Origin of the sequence: Delftia sp. 11MD (assembly GCF_050907895.1) — a bacterium.
GTDB lineage: Bacteria > Pseudomonadota > Gammaproteobacteria > Burkholderiales > Burkholderiaceae_C > Comamonas > Comamonas tsuruhatensis.
In genome coordinates this window covers 568,596-587,505 of the sequence record NZ_CP194333.1, presented here as the reverse complement: position 1 = coordinate 587,505, position 18,910 = coordinate 568,596, and the positions used below count along the sequence as shown (strand labels likewise).

General features: G+C 68.4%; 20 protein-coding genes. 7 read left to right on the top strand and 13 right to left on the bottom strand.

The window, feature by feature from the left end:
- Positions 1-122 precede the first annotated feature (122 nt).
- The 4 genes from ACRSCF_RS02685 to ACRSCF_RS02670 form a co-directional block, all read right to left on the bottom strand.
- Entirely contained in the window at positions 123-482 is a 360-nt protein-coding gene (locus ACRSCF_RS02685) for a hypothetical protein (RefSeq protein ID WP_016450375.1), read from the bottom strand.
- A 93-nt stretch (positions 483-575) separates the two neighbouring features.
- On the bottom strand, positions 576-977 hold the full coding sequence (locus ACRSCF_RS02680) for a roadblock/LC7 domain-containing protein (RefSeq protein WP_016450374.1): 402 nt from the start codon (positions 975-977) through the stop codon (positions 576-578).
- A complete protein-coding gene (locus ACRSCF_RS02675) occupies positions 974-1,537 on the bottom strand; it encodes a GTP-binding protein (protein WP_016450373.1) in 564 nt (187 codons plus the stop codon). The genes ACRSCF_RS02680 and ACRSCF_RS02675 overlap by 4 nt, the downstream gene beginning before the upstream one ends.
- Entirely contained in the window at positions 1,534-2,292 is a 759-nt protein-coding gene (locus ACRSCF_RS02670; protein WP_016450372.1) for a hypothetical protein, read from the bottom strand. The genes ACRSCF_RS02675 and ACRSCF_RS02670 overlap by 4 nt, the downstream gene beginning before the upstream one ends.
- A gap of 281 nt (positions 2,293-2,573) precedes the next feature.
- Between ACRSCF_RS02670 and ACRSCF_RS02665 the strand changes: the two genes are divergently transcribed.
- The 4 genes from ACRSCF_RS02665 to ACRSCF_RS02650 all read left to right on the top strand — a co-directional run bounded on the left by ACRSCF_RS02665 (position 2,574) and on the right by ACRSCF_RS02650 (position 7,095).
- A complete protein-coding gene (locus ACRSCF_RS02665) occupies positions 2,574-4,643 on the top strand; it encodes an ATP-dependent helicase (protein WP_016450371.1) in 2,070 nt (689 codons plus the stop codon).
- An 18-nt stretch (positions 4,644-4,661) separates the two neighbouring features.
- Positions 4,662-5,168 carry a hypothetical protein gene (locus tag ACRSCF_RS02660; protein ID WP_034368701.1) on the top strand — a complete coding sequence of 169 codons (507 nt, stop codon included), beginning with the start codon at positions 4,662-4,664 and terminating at the stop codon, positions 5,166-5,168.
- 87 nt (positions 5,169-5,255) lie between these two features.
- Positions 5,256-6,476 (top strand): phospholipase A, encoded by a 1,221-nt coding sequence (locus ACRSCF_RS02655; RefSeq protein WP_016450369.1) that lies wholly within the window; start codon positions 5,256-5,258, stop codon positions 6,474-6,476.
- A 166-nt stretch (positions 6,477-6,642) separates the two neighbouring features.
- Positions 6,643-7,095 carry a hypothetical protein gene (locus ACRSCF_RS02650; RefSeq protein ID WP_012202483.1) on the top strand — a complete coding sequence of 151 codons (453 nt, stop codon included), beginning with the start codon at positions 6,643-6,645 and terminating at the stop codon, positions 7,093-7,095.
- 24 nt (positions 7,096-7,119) lie between these two features.
- Here the strand turns inward: ACRSCF_RS02650 and ACRSCF_RS02645 are convergent, their stop codons facing one another.
- A complete protein-coding gene (locus tag ACRSCF_RS02645) occupies positions 7,120-7,590 on the bottom strand; it encodes a universal stress protein (protein ID WP_012202482.1) in 471 nt (156 codons plus the stop codon).
- 135 nt (positions 7,591-7,725) lie between these two features.
- On the opposite strand from ACRSCF_RS02645, the gene tgt reads away from it, so the two are divergent.
- The gene (tgt, locus tag ACRSCF_RS02640; RefSeq protein WP_012202481.1) at positions 7,726-8,898 is read left to right on the top strand and encodes a tRNA guanosine(34) transglycosylase Tgt; all 1,173 of its coding nucleotides are present in this window, start codon (positions 7,726-7,728) and stop codon (positions 8,896-8,898) included.
- Between the two features lie 45 nt (positions 8,899-8,943).
- On the opposite strand, the gene ACRSCF_RS02635 is transcribed toward tgt, so the two are convergent.
- Positions 8,944-9,894 carry a LysR family transcriptional regulator gene (locus ACRSCF_RS02635; protein ID WP_012202480.1) on the bottom strand — a complete coding sequence of 317 codons (951 nt, stop codon included), beginning with the start codon at positions 9,892-9,894 and terminating at the stop codon, positions 8,944-8,946.
- A 111-nt stretch (positions 9,895-10,005) separates the two neighbouring features.
- Between ACRSCF_RS02635 and ACRSCF_RS02630 the strand changes: the two genes are divergently transcribed.
- Together ACRSCF_RS02630 and ACRSCF_RS02625 are read left to right on the top strand one after the other, a co-directional pair.
- Positions 10,006-11,136, top strand: a complete 1,131-nt coding sequence (locus ACRSCF_RS02630; protein ID WP_034369025.1) for an aryl-sulfate sulfotransferase — start codon at positions 10,006-10,008, stop codon at positions 11,134-11,136.
- Entirely contained in the window at positions 11,133-12,131 is a 999-nt protein-coding gene (locus tag ACRSCF_RS02625) for a Bug family tripartite tricarboxylate transporter substrate binding protein (protein ID WP_016454503.1), read from the top strand. The genes ACRSCF_RS02630 and ACRSCF_RS02625 overlap by 4 nt, the downstream gene beginning before the upstream one ends.
- Before the next feature lie 34 nt (positions 12,132-12,165).
- Here ACRSCF_RS02625 and ACRSCF_RS02620 read toward each other — a convergent pair whose 3' ends face one another.
- The 7 genes from ACRSCF_RS02620 to ACRSCF_RS02590 all read right to left on the bottom strand — a co-directional run bounded on the left by ACRSCF_RS02620 (position 12,166) and on the right by ACRSCF_RS02590 (position 18,689).
- Positions 12,166-12,942, bottom strand: coding sequence for a hypothetical protein (locus tag ACRSCF_RS02620; protein WP_017406527.1), 777 nt, complete (start codon positions 12,940-12,942; stop codon positions 12,166-12,168).
- Positions 12,943-13,039: 97 nt separating this feature from the next.
- The gene (locus ACRSCF_RS02615) at positions 13,040-14,200 is read right to left on the bottom strand and encodes a GGDEF domain-containing protein (RefSeq protein ID WP_034369027.1); all 1,161 of its coding nucleotides are present in this window, start codon (positions 14,198-14,200) and stop codon (positions 13,040-13,042) included.
- A gap of 193 nt (positions 14,201-14,393) precedes the next feature.
- A complete protein-coding gene (locus ACRSCF_RS02610; RefSeq protein WP_016450360.1) occupies positions 14,394-15,608 on the bottom strand; it encodes a GGDEF domain-containing protein in 1,215 nt (404 codons plus the stop codon).
- 107 nt (positions 15,609-15,715) lie between these two features.
- On the bottom strand, positions 15,716-16,813 hold the full coding sequence (locus ACRSCF_RS02605) for a zinc ribbon domain-containing protein (RefSeq protein ID WP_034369029.1): 1,098 nt from the start codon (positions 16,811-16,813) through the stop codon (positions 15,716-15,718).
- A gap of 67 nt (positions 16,814-16,880) precedes the next feature.
- Positions 16,881-17,699 (bottom strand): DUF2145 domain-containing protein, encoded by an 819-nt coding sequence (locus tag ACRSCF_RS02600; RefSeq protein WP_016450358.1) that lies wholly within the window; start codon positions 17,697-17,699, stop codon positions 16,881-16,883.
- Positions 17,700-17,707: 8 nt separating this feature from the next.
- The gene (locus ACRSCF_RS02595) at positions 17,708-18,178 is read right to left on the bottom strand and encodes a hypothetical protein (protein WP_016454497.1); all 471 of its coding nucleotides are present in this window, start codon (positions 18,176-18,178) and stop codon (positions 17,708-17,710) included.
- 37 nt (positions 18,179-18,215) lie between these two features.
- Positions 18,216-18,689: a YiaA/YiaB family inner membrane protein gene (locus ACRSCF_RS02590; RefSeq protein ID WP_012202471.1), complete on the bottom strand. Its 474-nt coding sequence runs from the start codon at positions 18,687-18,689 to the stop codon at positions 18,216-18,218.
- Between the last annotated feature and the right edge of the window lie 221 nt (positions 18,690-18,910).

The following is an 18,910-nucleotide window of genomic DNA, read 5'->3' as shown; positions in this document are numbered from 1 at the left end:
GGCGATTCTGGCAGCAAGCCGGCGTGTACGCTGCGCGCCCGTGGCGCACCGGTGACGGCGGGCGAAAAAAAACCTGCCGGAATCCGTCTCCGGCAGGTCTGGCGGCAAGAGCGCGGGCGCTCTCAGAGTGCCAGGTCCTTTTCGATCTCCTGCACCTTGCGGCGGGCCAGCGCCAGGTTGGAGCGGCTCTTGTCCAGCACCAGGTAGAAGAACACGCCTTCATGGGCGGCCACGGGCCGGATGACGTGGTACTGGTGGGTCAGGGTGATCAGGATGTCGTCGATGGCATCGTCCAGCTTGAGCATGCGCATGGTCTTGAGCTTGGCGCGCACCACCTCCGTGTTGCCGGCGGCGGCCAGCTCCATGTCGAGGCCGGAGCCCGCGCTGCCCATCAGCATGCCGCTGGTGCTGTCCACCAGGGCTGCGCACAGGGCGCCATCGATGCCCAGCAGGCCGTTCAGAGAATCATGTATCGAAGCCATATGCCACCTCTTTCAAATAGCAAGGGCAGGCGATGCGATGGACTCATCGCGCCCGCTCCTCGGGGGAGAAAACTCTTGAATCGGATACGGGGGTCAGAGACGGGACAGATCGCCGGCCACTTCGCCCGCGGCCCACAGCGCACGTCCCAGCAGGGCGCTTTGATCGACCACCATGCACAGGATGGCCGGGTGGCTGCCGCCGACGGCCTGGAAAAGGACGGTACCCAGTTCGGTCTCGAAGGTCAGGCGGTGGCAGGACTTGTGGCCTATCTCGGCGGCCACGGCCTTTGCCATGGCCATCAGCGAGCCCGCCATGGCAGACAGGCGCTCCGTCGGCAGCTCGCTCTTGACCCGCAGGGCCGTGATCTCGAAACCATCGGGCGTGCACAGCAAGGCGATATGCACGCCCTCGAGAGGCGCCACCACGCGATTGAGTGCAACTTGGCCAGCTTCGATCACGGTGGAGGAAATCTGGGGATGCGTTGGTGTCTTCATGCCTGACTTTGCAAGGAAAGCAAGGAAACGAGCACCCCCAGCGCATCCAGCAACTGCTGCCGGTCACGGGGGTCCGCCTGGATGACAGGCACTATACCGCGACCTCGATCGGCCAAGGCGGTGCTGAACGCCTCCTGCTGTTGTTCGCTGGCGTCACGGCAACTGAGCAGCAGCACCTGGGGTTCGACCTCCAGGGTGGCGATCTCGGACAGGAGCTGCGCGGCATAGTCCGGCGCCGAGGCATCGCCCACATCCACCATCAGCAGCACGCCCACCGAAGCATTGAGCACCCAGCGGCGCACGAAGTCGAAGCGGTCCTGGCCCGGGCTGCCCACCAGTTGCAGCCGCATTCCCTCGCCCAGATCGATCTCGCCGAACTCCGCGCCCACGGTGGTGAACTCCTTGGAATGGGCGGCCCGGTCGAGATTGGGCACATCCGTTGCGGCCATCAGCGCTCCGCACAGGCTGCGCAGCGCCGTGGTCTTGCCGATGCCCATGGGGCCGATCAGGCTCACCCGCACCAGTCCCGCACCGGGCTGGTCGCTCATCCACATGCTCATGCCTGCCCTCCGCGGCGTATCCAGCCGGTCAGCCGCTGCACCCACTGGCGCGACAGGCCTGGCGCCACGGCAGTGGCAGCCCCGTGCGCCTGCGCGCGGTGGCCGCCCAGCGGCGTTGGATCGTCCGCACGGGCCGGCCTCAGGCTGCAATCGAGCGTGCCGCGCAGCCGGGGGTGGCGCAGCAGCTCGGCCACGGCGGCAGGCGCCATGCCGCTGTGCTCGCACAGTGTGGCCACATCCATCGGGCCACGGCACAGCATGGCCAGGGCCCGCAGGGATTCGGCACTGTTCCAGGGCGCGGGCAGCGCCACCCAGGCCTTGAGCCGGAATTGGTAGCGGCAGCCCTCAGCCTGCTGCCGAAGATCATCCAGCGCGCGCACCAGGGTCTGCGAGGACGCCACCTGCTGGCGCACCGTCCAGTCCATGAGGAAGACGGCGGCCCGGTCCAGCATGTCGATCAGGTCGGAGAGCGTGAAATCCAGATCCAGATAGGTGGCCAGGCGCTGGGGCGTGCGTTCCAGGTGCTGCCCCTGGGGTACACCGCCCACATAGACCACGCAAGGCAGCCATCCGGCCGCCTCGGGCACGGGCAGGCTGCCGTCCACCACCAGCACCTGGGCGCTGACCAGGGGCACCTGCCGCCAGCCGCGCAGCGACTTGCGGGACGCCACGGCAAACAATGTCTCAAAACGCTGCTTGAGCAGCGGCGACCACAGCTCGGCAGCCAGGCCAATCTCATCGGTAGTGCGAGCCAACTTCAACGCCTCCCCGGATAGCAGCGGGAAATGAACAGATCGAGGTCGCCTGGAGCAAATATAGGCGAGCACTGATATTTTCGATAGTTTTCACTCAACGATCACAACCATCAATGTGAACTTTTCTATCGGTGGCTGTACAGCCACAGACAGCTCCCCGCGGGTCGCGAGATTTGTCGCCGAATTCCAAGGGTGCTTACACCTGCCCGGACGGCCCCGACCCCCGAAGCGGTATGCTCCCGCTTCCCTCACTTTCACGCCTTTCCCCGCGCAACGCACCCATGTCCGCAGGACTCAATCTGGCCCAGCTCCAGGCCGTCCACTACACCGAAGGCCCCTGCCTGGTCCTGGCCGGCGCGGGCTCGGGCAAGACACGCGTGATCACGCACAAGATCGGACGCCTGATCGAGACGGGCATGGCGCCACGGCGCATCGCAGCCATCACCTTCACCAACAAGGCAGCGGCCGAAATGCGCGAGCGCGCGGCCGGCCTCATCGGCCGACAGGCCAAGGATGTGCTGGTCTGCACCTTCCACGCCCTGGGCGTGCGCATGGTGCGCGAGGACGGCCATGTGCTGGGCCTCAAGCCCCAGTTCAGCATCCTGGATGCCGACGACGTGACGGGCATCCTCAAGGACTGCTCGGGCGGCACCACCGACCTGGCCACGGCGCGCCAGTGGCAATGGACCATCAGCAACTGGAAGAACGCCGGCTGGGACAGCCGCAAGGCCCTGGCCATGGCCCAGGACGACAACGAACGCAGCACGGCGCTGATCATGCAGCGCTACGAAGAGCGCCTGACCGCCTACCAGAGCGTGGACTTCGACGACCTGATCGGCATGCCCATGCGCCTGCTCAAGAACCACGCCGAGGTGCGCGAGAAATGGCAGCGCCTGCTGGGCCATGTGCTGGTGGACGAATACCAGGACACCAACGCCACGCAGTACGAGCTGCTCAAGCTGCTGGTGGGCAGCCGGGCCCACTTCACGGCCGTGGGCGACGACGACCAGAGCATCTACGGCTGGCGCGGCGCCACGCTGGACAACCTCAAGAAGCTGCCGGTGGAGTTCCCGCAGCTCAAGGTGATCAAGCTGGAGCAGAACTACCGCTCCACCTCGGCCATCCTGCGTGCGGCCAACAACGTGATCCAGCCCAACCCCAAGCTCTATCCGAAGACGCTGTTCTCGGAGCTGGGCGAAGGCGAGCCCGTGCGCATCGTGGACTGCGACACCGAGGAGCACGAGGCCGAGCGCGCCGTGGCCCGCATCCAGAGCCTGCGCGCGGCCAGCAACCCGCCGCCGGACTGGAAGGATTTCGCCATCCTCTACCGCGCCAACCACCAGGCCAAGCCCTTCGAGAAGGCCTTGCGCAAGGCCAACATTCCCTACAAGGTCTCGGGCGGCACCAGCTTCTTCGACCGCGCCGAGATCAAGGACCTGTGCGCCTGGTTCCGGCTGTGGATCAACAACGACGACGACCCCGCCTTCCTGCGCGCCATCGGCACGCCCAAGCGCGGCATAGGCCACACCACGCTGGGCAAGCTGGGCGAGTTTTCCTCGCAGCACAAGCTCAGCATGTTCGGCGCCCTGTTCGCGCACATGCTGGAAGCGGCCCTGCCCAAGAAGGCGCATGACAGCCTGCTGGAGTTCGGCCGCTACATCAACGACCTCGAATACCGCGCCCGCCACACGCTGGGCGCCGAGCAGTCGCGCGGCTTCATGCTCGACTGGCTCAAGGAGATCGGCTACGAGCAGTACCTCTATGACAGCGAGGACAGCGAATCGGTGGCCGCCGCGCGCTGGAGCAACGTGCTGGAGTTCTGCGACTGGATGGCCCAGCGCGCCGGCGGCCAGATCGAGGATGCGGCGGGAACGACCACGCACACCGAGGTCAAGAGCCTGCTGGAGGTGGCGCGCAACATCGCCCTGCTGTCCACCATCAGCGAGCGCGAGAAGGAGCAGGACATGGTCATCCTGTCCACGCTGCACGCCTCCAAGGGCCTGGAGTGGCCGCATGTGATGCTGGTCGGCGTGACCGAGGGCATGCTGCCCTTCAAGCTCGACGACGACGATGGCCGCCAGCAAAAGGTCAGCGACGAGACCGCCCAGCGCCTGCAGGAAGAGCGCCGCCTCATGTACGTGGGCATCACGCGCGCCCGGCGATCGCTGGCCGTGAGCTGGACCAAGCGCCGCAAGAAGGGCCGCGAGATGGTCTCCACCCTGCCCAGCCGCTTCATCAAGGAAATGGGCCTGGACGCCGCCACCTCGCGCGAAGACCCGCGCGAGAAGCTGCGCCAGCTGCGCGCCGAGTTCGCGCTCAAGGCACAGCAGTCCACGCCCGCCGACTCCTGATTCCCCGAAAGACACCGCATGCGTTTTTACCGCCCCGTTCTCAGCCTGGCGCTGGTGGCCGTGACCGCCGCCTGCTCCAGCACCGCCTTGCAGCCCACTGCCCAGGCCACCCCACAGTCCACCGCCCAGGCCAAGGCCGCACCCAAGGCCGCCCGCACAGCCTCCGCACAGCCCCCTCTCTCATGCCCCGAGGGCGAGGAAATGAAGGACAGCCAGCTGCAGGGCGAATGGACAGGCACGGTCGAAGGCCAGGCCCAGCCCGTGCGCCTGCAGCTGGGGCCGCACCCCCAGTGGAAGGGCAACGTCAAGGGCACGATCGCGCGCGGCGCAGACACCCGGCCCATGGTCGGCGACGTGGCCGATGACCACATCACGCTGGAAGAAAGCGCCGACGGCAAGCGCATCACCGCCACCTGGCTGGGCGATGTCGTCGAAGGCAGCTGCGCCCGCGAGATCCGCGGCAACTACCTCGAAGGCGAGGATGTCGCGCCCCGGCCCTTCGTGCTGCGCAAGCTCGCGCCCTGACCGGCCCCCGAGCCTGCACACGAGCCCCTGCTGCCTCTTCACTCATTACCCCTTACTCTTCGCTCCTTCCATCACCGGACCCAAGCCATGACGAATCCTCCACACCTGGATCGCCGCAAGCGCCCAAGCCGCACGCCGACACCCCTGCAGTGGGCCCTGGCCATGGGCCTGGGCGCCACGCCCTGGCTCGGCGCCCAGGCGCAGACCGCGCCCCGCCCCCTGTCCGAGGACGCCTGGCGCCAGTGCGCCGCCACCACGGACAACCAGTCTCGCCTGGCCTGCTTCGACACCTGGGCACAGCAGCAGCAACCGCTGACCGCGCCGCCGGCCACCGGCTGGAGTGCTCCGGCCGCCAGCGCCGCAGCCGATCCTGGCGCCCTGCCCACGCCCGCCCCCGTGGTGACGGCCGACAGCGGCCAGGGCCTGGCGCTGCCCACCACCCCCACCAACGGCGGCTGCCGCGACCCGCGCTACAGCGAGCTGTCGCGCTACTACGAGCTGGAACCGGGCAGCGACTGCGGCACCTTCAGCTTCCGCGGCTATCGGCCCATGTCCGTGTCCGTGGTGACGGCCGACCATGTCAACCGGCAGCCCACCACGCCCGGCAAGGACCCTGCGCAGTCGCAGCCCTACAAGACCGAGGAAATGCGCGTGCAGCTGTCCGTGCGCACCAAGGTCGCCCAGGGCCTGCTGACCGGCAGCACCTCGGCGGGCAAGGACTCGCTGTGGGTCGGCTACACCCAGCAGTCGTACTGGCAGCTGTTCAGCCCCGCCATCTCGCGGCCCTTCCGCAACACGGACCACGAGCCCGAGATCTTCTACGTCTACCCCACCGATGCCCGGCTGCCCTTCGGCTGGCGCTGGCGCTACAGCGGCGTGGGACTGGTGCACCAGTCCAACGGCCAGAGCGATCCGCTGTCGCGCAGCTGGAACCGCTGGTATCTGATGACCGGCTTCGAGCTGGACAACCGCTGGCAGCTGCACGCCAAGGCCTGGCAGCGCATCCGCGAAAGCGCCGAGCACGACGACAACCCGCGCATCCAGGACTACATAGGCCGGGGCGAGGTGAAACTGGGCTGGAACGTCAATGCACAGAACTATCTGGGCTTCACTGCGCGCGGCTCGCTGGGCCAGGGCCGCGGCTCCGGCCGCGTCGAATGGCTGCGCACCCTAGGCGAAGGATGGAACGGTGGCAAGAGCAATTTGCGCCTGCATGTCCAGCTTTTCAGCGGATACGGTGACAGCCTGATCGATTACAACTACAAGCGCACCGTGCTCAGCGTGGGCTTCAGCCTTCTGGACTTCTAGAAGGCCGGCCCTCGCGGGCACGCTTTGCCGCTTGCCCTTCGCGGGGAAGCCCCGCCCCGCTGGCTGCATTGCCAGCGGCCGGGGCCATGCGTCAGAATGCGCCGATGCCCCGGGCCTTTTCAGGCAGGCCCGGAACCCGCCCCAGAACGAACCGCGGAGGTCCGCCATGGATTTGCAATACCAGCTCAAGGCCGGCAGTTACTGCCTGTACGACATGCGCGAGACGCCCAGTGCCATCACGGGCGAGCGCCGCTGCCGGCTCAGGACCGAGCTGGTGGCCATTGCCTTCGACCTGGTCACGGGCCAGGTCCATGAGCATGGCTCGCCCACGCGCATCCATGCCTGGGCGCTGTGCACGCGCAGGCGGCTGCGCGCGGCCGGCGACTGGGACCAAGCCGACAGCATCGTCGTGGTCTCCGGACCCCTGCCGGTGGATGAGATCAACAAATGCCTGGGAATACGCGGCTACTGCCGCCGCATGTTCCAGCGCCTGGCCAGCCTGCCGCACGGCAAGCTGCAACCCCACGCGCATGCGCACGCTCATGGTGCCTACGGAGCTTACGGCGCCCATGCAGGCCGGCACCAGTCCCACCAGGGCCAGCAACGGCGGGCCGCCTGAAAGCCCGCGCGCGCCCGCCCCCCCTCACTCGGGACCCAGGTCCTCTTCCCCTTCTTCATCTTGCGGCTCGGCATGCTTGACGATGGTCACGGGCAGCCGGCTGTTGCGTGCCACCTCGCGCGAGACCGAGCCGATCAGCACGCGCCGCAGGCCGCCCTGGCCCAGTGCGCCGATGATGATCTGCTCGCAGCCCGTGCTCTCGGCAATGTCGGCCAGCGCGGCGGCGGGTTCGCCCAGGCCGATCTCCACCTCGTAGGAAATGCCGGCCGCCCGCACCAGGGCCACGGCCGGCGCCACCAGGTGCATGCCGGCGTCCACGCTGGCGGCGGCAATCATGTCCGAGTCCTGCGTGGCCAGCTCGAACAGCGAGGCCTCCTGCTGCACATGGGCCAGCACGAAATGCGCCTGCAGGCCCTGGCGCACCAGGGAGATGGCGTGGTGCACGGCATCCAGCGAGGGCTCGGACCCATCGACGGCAATCATGATCTTCAGCATGCGGACCTCCTTTTTTGTAGCTGGCGAATCGCAACCACCCCAGTGTAGACGCGGGCCGGCTAAGCCAGACGGGCTCCGGGGACAGTCACGGAGCGTCCGACACGCACATGCGGCCATCTGGGACAATGGAGGGCTATGCTGCAATTCGACCTGCTCAAGACCGATCCCTCCAGCCACGCGCGCCGCGGCCAGCTCACGCTCAACCACGGCGTGGTGCAGACACCCATCTTCATGCCCGTGGGCACCTATGGCACCGTCAAGGGCGTGATGCCGCGCAGCCTGCAGGAGATGGGCGCGCAGATCATCCTGGGCAACACCTTCCACCTGTGGATGCGCCCGGGGCTGGACATCATGCAGAGCTTCGGCGGCCTGCACGGCTTCGAGAAGTGGGACAAGCCCATCCTCACCGACTCGGGCGGATTCCAGGTCTGGAGCCTGGGCGCCATGCGCAAGATCACCGAGGAAGGCGTGCACTTCGCCAGCCCGGTCAACGGCGACAAGCTGTTCATGTCGCCCGAAGTCAGCATGCAGATCCAGACCGTGCTGAACTCGGACATCGTCATGCAGCTGGACGAATGCACGCCCTACGAGACCAACGGCCACAAGACCACCGAGGCCGAGGCGCGCAAGAGCATGGAGATGAGCCGCCGCTGGGCCAAGCGCTCCAGCGACGAGTTCCAGCGCCTGGGCAACCCCAATGCGCTGTTCGGCATCGTGCAGGGCGGCATGTACGAGAACCTGCGCGAGGAATCGCTGCAGGCCCTGGTCGAGATGGACTTCCCCGGCTACGCCGTGGGCGGCGTCTCGGTGGGCGAGCCCAAGGACGAGATGCTGGCCATCATGGCCCACACGCCCCACCGCCTGCCGGCCCACAAGCCGCGCTACCTGATGGGCGTGGGCACGCCCGAGGACCTGGTGCAGGGCGTGGCCGACGGCGTGGACATGTTCGACTGCGTCATGCCCACGCGCAATGCGCGCAACGGCACCATCTTCACGCGCTATGGCGACCTGAAGATCCGCAATGCGCGCCACAAGACCGACCACCAGCCGCTGGACCCCAGCTGCACCTGCCATGCCTGCGCAGGCACCAGCGGCGTGAGCTGGGAGCAAGGCGGACGCGACGGCTTCTCGCGCGCCTACCTGCACCACCTGGACCGCTGCGGCGAGATGCTGGGCCCCATGCTCACCACCATCCACAACCTGCACTACTACCTGAACCTGATGCAGGAAGTGCGCAATGCGCTGGAGGCGGGCAACTTCACTGAAATGCGCGCACGCTTCAAGGCCGAGCGCGCCCGGGGCGTCTGACGCCCCGCAGCCGAACGTTCAGGTCACTCAGCTGGCCAGGGTCGCTCAGGTCGCCAGGTCCTTGAGCGACCAGGACACGCCGGTCTCGAAGCCGGCGCGCATCTCGTCGGCCACGCGCTCCAGCTCGTCCAGAAACAGCCGCATGGCGGCTGCCTTGGTGTAGCCGATGCGCTGGTACAGGCAGCCGGGCAACTGCGCACCTGCGTCGTGCAGGGGCCGCCAGAGCAGGCGGCCGGCCGCCACATCCTCGGCCACGTTGTCGGGCACCAGGAATCCCAGGGCCGTGCTGCCGGCCACCAGGCGCCGCACCATGGGCACGGAGCTGGTCTCCACCAGCGGCCGCTGCTGGTGCAGGGCCGCGCTGTCCATCTGCTCCAGCATGCTGCGCAACTCCATGCCCGGCGCCATCAGGATCAGCGGATAGTCCACGCAATCGCGCAGGCGCAGCAGGCGCGGCTCGGTGGCCAGCGGATGGCCGGGGGCCATCACCGCGCCCAGCGGCTGGGGCCAGGCGCGCACCTCCTGCACGCCGGGCGGCGGCGGGCGGCGCAGGCAATAGGCCACGTCGATCTCGCCCTGCGCCACGCCGCGCAGCAGCTCCTCGCCCGTGCCCGAACGCACGCTGAAGGTGATGCCCGGATAGCGCCCGTGCAGGCTGGCGATCACCAGGGGCAGCAGGTACTCGGCCGTGGCATGGGACACGCCCACGCGCACATGGCCCCGGCGCAGGGCGCGCAGGTCCTCCACCTGGGCCAGCGCGTTGTCGAAGTCACGCTGGCTGCGCCGCACGGCCGCCAGCATCAGCTCCCCGGCCGTTGTCAGCTGCATGCCGCGCGGCAGGCGGTCGAACAGCGGCACGCCGACCTGGGCCTCCAGATTGAGGATTTGCTGGTTCACGGCGGCCGCCGTCAGGTGCAGCGTGACGGCGGCCTTGCGCACCGAGCCACGGCGCGCCACCTCGTCAAAACAGCGAAAGGCCTGGGAGATTGCGGGCATGGCGCGGAGTGTAAATTTTTATCTGACACCTCATCCAAAACAAACAGCTATTCCTGACGCTTGCGACTGCCTAGAGTGGCGCTCATTCCCGGCCTCCTTTGAAAGCAGCCCATGGCAAGCACCGTAGACCAAGTCACCCAGCGCCGCCGCGGCGTCGGACTCATCGCCCACGACCCCGCCCTCTCGGCCGGCGGCTACACCCTGATCGCGCCGCAGACGGCCGACGGCCATGTCTACCTGGTGGACATCGAAGGCCGCGTGGCCCATGAATGGAAGCTGCCCGTGCGCGCGGGCCGGCACGCCGTGATCCTGCCCAACGGCAACCTGGGCTACAACGGCAACCACCCCCGCTCGCCAGACCGCTATGCGCCGTGGTCCATGTGGCATGGTGGCGATTTCTACGAGGTCACGCCGCAGGGCGAGATCGTCTGGCGCCACGAGGACCCGGACCACCACCATGACGCGCAGTGGCTGCCCAACGGCCATCTGCTCTACGCCGCCTGCGCGCCCGTGCCTGCGGGCTTTGCCGAGCGCGTGCCCGGCGGCACCGCGCACGGGCCCGGCGAGGTGATGTACGGCGACGTGATCCGCGAGGTGGACCGCAGCGGCCGCCTGGTCTGGGAATGGAAGGCCTGGGAGCACTTGGCGCCCGAGGACTTCCCCATCCACCCGGGCTTCGGCCGCTACCACTGGCCGCTGGTCAACGGGCTGGGCGTGAGGGCCGACGGCAGCGTGCTCATGAGCCTGCGCACCACCTCCGGCATCATTGCCGTGGACAAGGCCAGCGGCGCGGTGACGCTGCACATTCCGCCGTCGGTGGTCTCGCACCAGCATGCGCCCGTGGCGCTGGACAACGGCCACATCCTGGCCTTCGACAACGGCAACTTCCGCGAAGGCGCCCACGTGGCCTTCTCGCGCGTGGTGGAGATCGATCCGGCCGACCACCGCGTGGTCTGGAGCTACCAGGACGAGATGGTCAACGCCTTCTACACCGCCTTCATGGGCAATGCCCAGCGCCTGTGGAACGGCAACACCCACATCACCGAATCGGCCACGGGCCGGCTCTTCGAGGTCACGCCTGCGGGGGAAGTGGTCTGGGAATACATCCTGCCCTGGTTCGCCGAGTATCCCGATGCCGCAGCGCGCCGCACCGGCCCCGGCCGGCTCAACAGCGTGTTCCAGACCTGGCGCTACCACGCGGACCAGCTGCCCTGGCTGGGCGCTGCCGGGAGGCTGGCATGAGCCTCAACCGCAGGCAACTGGCGGCCTGGATGCTGGGCGCGCCCTGGCTTTCGCCGGCAGCCCGCGCCTCCACGGCTGGGGCCGACGCCTGGCCCAGCCAGCCGCTGACCGTGGTGGTGCCCTTTTCGCCAGGCGGCAGCGTGGACGTGGCCGCACGCCTGGTCATGCCGAGGCTGGCCGAGCGGCTGCACCAGCCCGTGGTCATAGAGAACACGGTGGGCGCCTCGGGCACCATCGCCACCCAGCGTGTCATCAAGGCCCGGCCCGACGGGCACACCGTGCTGTTTGGCGTGGCCAGCTGCGTGCTGATCGCGCCGCTGGTCTCGCCAGAACGCTTTCGCTATGACGGCCTCAGGGAGCTGCTGCCCGTGGCGCCCGTGGCCTCTTCGGCCTTCGTGCTGGCAGGCCGCCCCGACCTGCCGGCCGCCACGGCGGCCGAGCTGGTGCAGCTGTCACGCCAGCAACCGGGCCGGCTGACCGTGGGCACCGACGGCGTGGGCACCAGCCTGCACCTGACGGCCGAAATGCTCCAGCAGCAGGCCGGCCTGTCATGGACGCATGTGCCCTACAAATCCGGCCCGCAGGCGCTGACCGAGCTGGCAGGCGGGCAGATCGACCTGGCCGTGCTGCCCGTGGCCCTGGTCCAGTCCTTCGTGCGCGAGGGCAAGCTGCGCGGCCTGGGGGTGACATCGCGCCAGCGGGCCGCCACCTTGCCGCAGACACCCAGCCTGTCGGACACGGCGGTCTGGCAGGCGTTCGATGTCGAAGCCTGGCAAGGCCTGCTGCTGCCAGCCCGCACCGATGCCCGCATTGCAGAGCGCCTGGCCCGGGAGACCGCCGCCGTGCTGGCCGAGCCGGAACTGGTGCGCAAGCTGGCCGAGGCCGGCTTCAAGCCCATGGTCATGGAGCAAGCCCAGTTCACCGCCCACCTGCAAAGGGAGAGAAAGCTGCTGGAGGCCACCGTGCAGGCCGCCCGCCTGCAAGGCACAGGCTGACCCGGCCAGGCCTGGCCAGGCGCTGCTTGCGGTGCTACTGCAGGGCGCCGGGCGAGACAAACGAGAGGCCCGCCATCTGCACCAGGGTCCGGCCCCGGGTCAACGGGTAGGAGGGCGAAGGAGACAACGCGCGCGGCTGCAGCCGGAAAAAGGCCTTGCCGCCACAGCGCTGGCCCAGCATCTCGAACTCGGCGCCTTCCAGGCGGCAATCCACCTGCAGGCCCGGTGCGGGCTCATGGGCGATGCCAGACAGCTGCGACAGGCGCTGCAGCGCATCGGGCTCGGGCAGCACGGTGGTTTCGGCGCTGCCATCGACATGCTGGACATGCACGGGCCGGCCAGCCAGGACCTTGAGCGGATACACCAGTTCCAGGCCCGCCCGCCCGGCGCGCAGGCCCCGCTGCAGGCCGCCGTCGACATCCCCCTGGGCACGCGCCCAGCACGTGAAGCTCAGTCCGCGCGCCGAACCCACGATGCGCACGCGCCAGGCCAGGCTCAGCTCCTCGCAGTCCACCACCGTTTCGTAGAAGGCCTCGAAGCGGCCGGCCCGCTCGCGCAGGCTCAGTTCGCCCGCGCCATGCACACAGCGGTCACCCTGTCCGTCGCGCGCCACAAAGGCCATGGAGCGCAGGATGTCGACGCCGCCATAGCGGACATTGCGCAGGCCGCCGTCGGCCAGTTCGGCGCGGAGCGGGCCGGCCTGCAACTGGCGGGGGCCGGACTGCAGATGCCTATCCCAGCCTTGCGCAGACACCACGATGCCAGCGCCCTCGGGCCCGTTGCCGGCGATTTCAGCGAACCATTGGTTCATATTTGCACCCTTGTCCATTCCGAGCATGGATGCCGATGCTATGGACGATCGGTGCGCATGAATAACGATGTTTTCTGTCACTCGTCGTGAGCTGCACTCACAAGCGGTCAGGCATTCCGGCATCAGTCCGGGGGGCCGGGGCGCCGCTCAAGGCCTGCGGGGTCTGTTGCGGCTCCAGCACCGTGCAGTTGCGGCCCTGGGCCTTGCCTCGGTACAGCGCCGCATCGGCGCGCGCGATGGTGGCCTCCACCGATTCGCCCGTGCGGTACTGCGCCGCGCCCAGCGTGCAGGTGACGCGGGCGCCCTCGCCCAGGGTGTGCGTCCACGGAGCCTCGGCAATGCGCAGGCGCAGGCGCTCCAGCAATTCGCCGGCCTGGGCAAGGCCGGTGTCCGGCAGCACCAGCAGGAATTCCTCGCCGCCATAGCGGCCCACGCCATCTGTACTGCGCAGCTGCGACTTCAGCAGCGCGCCGAAAGCGCGCAACACGCGGTCGCCGCCTTCATGGCCAAAGCTGTCGTTGATGCGCTTGAAGTGGTCTATGTCCAGCAACGCCACGCACAGCACCTCGCCACGCTCCTGGGCGGCGGTGCGCACTTCGTGCAGCCGCTCCATCACGCCGCGCCGATTGCTGACGCCGGTCAGGTCGTCATGGCGCAGCAAGGCCTCGATCTGCGCCAGCGCAGCGGCCAGCTTGTCATTGGCGATGCCCAGCCGGTACTGCATGCTGCGAAAGAAGGTCGCCTGCACGCTGCAGCGCACCACGGCCCCCAGCACCACGCCGAAGGCCAGCAGCTGGCCCGCAGCCGTGTCCGTGGTCATGCGCATCAGCGGACCCCGCCAACAGATGATGGCGGCCACGGCAACAAGGGTACCTATCCACGTCAGCCAGAAGCTGGTGCGGCTGCGTGCGAGAAAACCGTCGGCGCTGAAGGCGATCAGCATCACCATCGACTGGAACGCCAGCGCGGGTGCCGCCATGACCATGCCCAGCACGCCGATGATGGACACCAGCTGGTGCGTGAGGAACATGCCCGGATCGCGCAGCTTGTGGCACCAGTCGCTGGCATAGGCCCAGGTGATGAAGCCCATGCCGGCCGCCACCCACAGTCCATAGCCCAGCACCACGGGCCAGGGCGCGTAGCCGGCCCATGCATGGCCCAGGAACAGCAGCAGCGCATAGAGATGGCTGAGCAGCACGGAGATGTGCAGCTGCCAGGTGCGGCGTTTCCAGCGCTCCAGGTGCAGCGCCTCGTCCACCAGCGGTGACGCCGGCTTCGGCCCCCAAAGGAGGCGGTCGGGAAGATTCCGGGAAATGGAGGAAAGCACGGGCATGCAATGAAGCGCGGCGGGCCGGCGGCCCCGATGGGCGCCCATTGTGACCGCATCCGGGAAATCCCGAGGAGCGCGCTCCCCCGCAGGGGATGAACAGGCCCTATCGCAGGCTGTGCGTCTAGGACGCGCGCGGCGGCCGCACATCCTCGGCCACCACGATCTGGTTGCGCCCGCAGGCGCGGCCATGCAACAGGGCTGCCTCGGCCCGCTGCACCAGCCGCTCCGAGGTCTCGCCCGCCTGGAACTCCGCCACGGCCAGGGTCAGGGTCAGCGGGTCCTTGTCGGGATCGGGGATGGGCGTTTCGCTCCAGCGCTGCTGGCGCACACCCTCGCGCACGCGCTGCAGGGCCCAGACGGCCTGGACCGAGGCGGTATCGGGCATCACCAGCATGAAGGTGTCGTCGCGGTAGCGGCCTATGCCGTCCACGGTGCGCAGATGCGTGACCAGCAGGCCGCTGAGCATGAGCAGCACGCGGTCCTGCAGCGAGGGGCCCTTGTAGGCCTGGTGAACACCCACGCGCTCCACCCACGGGTCCAGCTCCAGCAGCACCACGCAAAACGGCTCGGGCTTGCGGGCATGGCGTTCGCGCAGGCCATCGACGACATCCATCAATCGCGCGTAATTGGCCACGCCGGTGAGTGTGTCGCGCCCCGTGGGCAATTGCAGCGAGCCCACGCGTTTTTGCAACTGCTGCACATCGTCGGCCAGTTGGCCGCAATAGCTCGACAGCTGCGCCAGCTCCTCGGTGTACTGGCGCTGCATGCGGCTCAGCGCCTGCCACAGCGCCAGCGCATGCACGGCCAGCGGCAGCAGCACGCTGGCCAGCCACAGGATGCGCACGGCGACCGGGCCCGGCGCCATCTGCGGCATGGGCCTGGCCACCACCACGGCGCAGAGCATGGCCAGCATGGCGCACAGCACCACCACCTGGCCCGTGGGCAGATGCAGCGCCTGCTCGCGCTCGCCATCCCAGGGCAGCCAGGCGACGGCCGCCAGCCACAGCAGGGCACAAGCCCAGGCCAGGGTCGGCTGCCATGCCGCCAGCAGCAAGGCCATCGTGGCCTGTATCCAGCCATGGCCGCGCAGCGTCCGGGTCAGCGGCAAGCCGGCTGCATGGCAGCGCCAGATCCAGGCCATGCCGGCCAATGCCGACAGCGCGGCGTAGGCCGCCCATGCTTTCCATGAAGAAGGGCCCGCCAGCACATGACCTGCCAGAAGGGCCGCCCCCACGGCCCAGGCCGCAAGGGGAAGGACATGGGCGGACCCGCCGGCCGGTGGGTGGGCGGGTTGCGCTGGCGTGTGTTGTGGGGGATACGGCAGCTGGCGTGACATGGCATCCTCGCTGAAGACATCTGCGCCCCGGCCGAGCGCGCAAGCCATGGTGTACCACAACCCCGTGCAGCTTCAAGGGGCTTGGAGCCCCTGACAGCCAGGCCGGCTCAGCCTGGCGCCGGCCCGGGCTCCTGCGCCCGGGGCAGCACCGCGCCCGCCTTCCTGCCGTGGCCATCGGCCTGGGCGCCGCAGCTGTGGCAAAAGCGTACAAAGGCGCTCTTGCGGGTGTTGCAGCTGCCGCAGCGGTCGAACAGGCCGATGCCGCAGTGGGGACAGAAGTCGATGGCGCCGTCCTTCAGATCCACGGGGCGCTCGCAGCCCGGGCACACGCCCTTGGCCAGGCGGGCCAGGGCCACGTCGTAGCCCAGTTCCTGGCGCCGCTGCGTCTCCGGCAGCGATTCCTGCTGCTTTTGCCTTTCAAGATAGCGGTTCAGGCCCAGGATGGCCGCGCGCCCCAGCAGCACCGTCACCACGATACCGACCACATAGCGCACGTAGCCGCCGTAGTCGGGCAGGTACGGCACAAGTTCAACGAAGAAAGCGAACAGCGCAAAGAAGATGAATCCCCAGACGAAGGGCCACCAGGTGCTCTTGCGCTGTTTGGCGAACAGCCAGCCGGCCGCCAGCAGCAGCGGCAGGGTCAGCGCCAGGCGGTAGAGAAAGACACGCAGCTCGACGGCGCGCATCTCCGTGCGCCAGGATTCCATGGCACCGTCGCGCAGATCGTCCCATTGGCGGTTGGCCGCGTCCAGGCGCTGCCGCGCCCGCAGGCTCGTATCCTGCAGCCGCTCCACGGAGGCGCGGGCGGTGTTCTCTTCCTGCTTGATGGCATCGAGCGCCTGGGTGCGCGACAGCAGCTCGCTGTCCTGCTCGGGCCGGGCGGTGGCACGGCGCGTGGCCACCCAGTTGTCGAAGGTCTCGCGCGCCGAGCGGTAGCGCGACTGCGCGGCCTGGTACTTGAGCCGTGCGTTCTCCAGCGCCGTTTCCGCCTTGTCGTGGTCGGCATCGGCGGCCTTGATCTCGGCCTTCACGGGCTCGGCCGCCTCGGGCGCGATGAAGTCCTCCACCGTGCGCGGCGACTCGACCTGGGGCAGGTCGCCCACCACCAGGCCGCCCAGGCCGATGAGGAAGGACGCGAACACCACCGCCACCAGCCACAGGCCTCGGCGGAACCATTTCTCGGGCAGACGCAGGGCCTTGCTCATGGGGAAACTCCTGTTTCAGTGGCCTGCGGCCGAGGAAGACCGCAGGCGGAGAAAGAGCCGGTCCGACTCAGGGCAGCACGCGCACCGGACCCGCCAGCTGGCTGCGCTGCAGCCACTGCGTCACCGATTCCACGGTCACGGTCTCTATGCGGCTGGCATAGCGCTTGTCGTTGGGATGGTCGTCGAAGGCGATGTTGGCGGCCGTCACGCGCCCGCCCAGCCGCGACAGCGCGCGGATGACCAGCACACCCGGCTCGTAGCCCTTGAACTGCAGCCAGGCCTGGGCCTGCTGGCGCCGCTGCACCGTGGCCGGCTCCATGGCGGCGGCCAGGGTTTCGGTGGCCCACTGGTTGGACTGCTGGTAGCGCTGCCCCCAGGCGTAGCTGACCATGCTGTAGGGCTCGTGCTGCAGGCGCAGCACGGTCTGGGGCTGGGTCAGAAAGGTCCACAGCGCCTGCTGCACGGCGGGCGTGGGCACCTGAACGCCGGCCTCGTAGCGCCACAGGTCGTCCAGGAAGAACTCGCCCAGGCCCTGGCGGTAGACATGGCCGCCGGCCGTGCCGCATTCGTTGAGTTTGTGCGCCACGCGCCAGGGGCCTTCGGGGGTCCTGTAGGCCCAGCCGTAGTGCGAGTAGTGCAGGTCGTACTTGCTCAGGTCCTGGCCCACGCGCGCCAGCAGCACGACACGGGTGCCGTTCTTCGCGTATTCGGCATCCAGCGCCTGGGATGTGCGCTGGGCCAGGTCCAGGCCCTTTTGCAGGGATTGGGGGGTGAGGGGCTTGTCCTCGCAGCTGCGCCCTGCATGGGCCGTGCCCAGCGCGGCGGCCAGCAGCAGGCCCAGGCAGGCGGCACGGGCTGCAGGGGAAGGAGAAAGCAGCGGTTTCATGGCGGTCATCACAGGCGTTCGTTGTGCAGCAGGGCCTTGCCCATCTCGTTGGGAATGAAGGCCAGCACCTTGCCGGCGGCCGAGATGATGACGCCCGTGCCGATCACGCTGCAGGTCAGCACCGTGCCCACGGCGTAAGCCGAGGCGGAGGCGCCCCGCCCCACCACTTCCACGCTGGCCTGGGCGCCGTCGGAGGCACGCTCCAGCAGGTAGACCGTGCCCGTGGCCGAGGCCTGCACCGCCTTCACGGTCAGCACCGCGCCGCCCACCGACAAAGCGGCAGGCACGGCCACCACGGCGCCAGCGGCCGCCGAAGCCACCGAAGCCGTGCCCACCACGGAGGCCACGGGCAGCATGGACAGCGCCACCGAGGCCTCGCTTTGCGCATGGGCAGGCGCCATGGCCAGGGCTGCGCACAGCGCACCAGCGGCCAGCAGGGCACGCGGCAGGCGCGCGAAAACGGATTGGTTGACCATCATTGCTTGGACTCCTGGAAATGCGGGGAAGGGGTGGACATCACTCGGCGTCGGCCGGTTGCGCGGCCTCGCGGCGGCCATGCATGCGGGCCTGCGCCAGGTCGGCCTCGTGGCGGTCACGCAGCATCTTGGCCAGCGTGAAGGCGGTGGTGATGAGATAGAGCCAGCTCACGCCCAGGAAGGCCTTGTAGGTCACGTTGATGTCCATGCTCACCAGCCCCCAGCCGGTCAGCGCCATGGACACGGCAAAGCCGCCCCAGACCACCAGCTTCCACATGGGCGTGTCGCCTGCGCCGCTGCGGCCGCCCTCGTTGTCCCGCACGAACTTGGCCAGCACGAAGGCGGCCGAGAGGCAGAACACATAGCCCATCACCATGAAGGCCTGCTCCAGCTGCTCGCCGGGCAGCCATGCCAGGCCGATGGCGCACAGCGAGACCGCAATGCCGAACGACACCCACACCTGCAGTTGCCAGGCCCGGGTATCACGCTGAACGACGATGGGAGAAGAGGACATTTGCCGAGGTGCCCCTCAAGGGCATTGGTTGAACACGGGACGCATGGTGCCCAGACGTAACTTGCGTGTCTGCATTCAACCGTAACAGTGGCCATACACAGGCCATCGAGTATCTTCAAACGGTACTTTTCAAGTTTTTGACTGTTGTTTACACCCCAAAAAGTTCCTGCATGTGACACCAGCACACAGGACATCGGGCACGGCACCTGGGCGACAGGAAC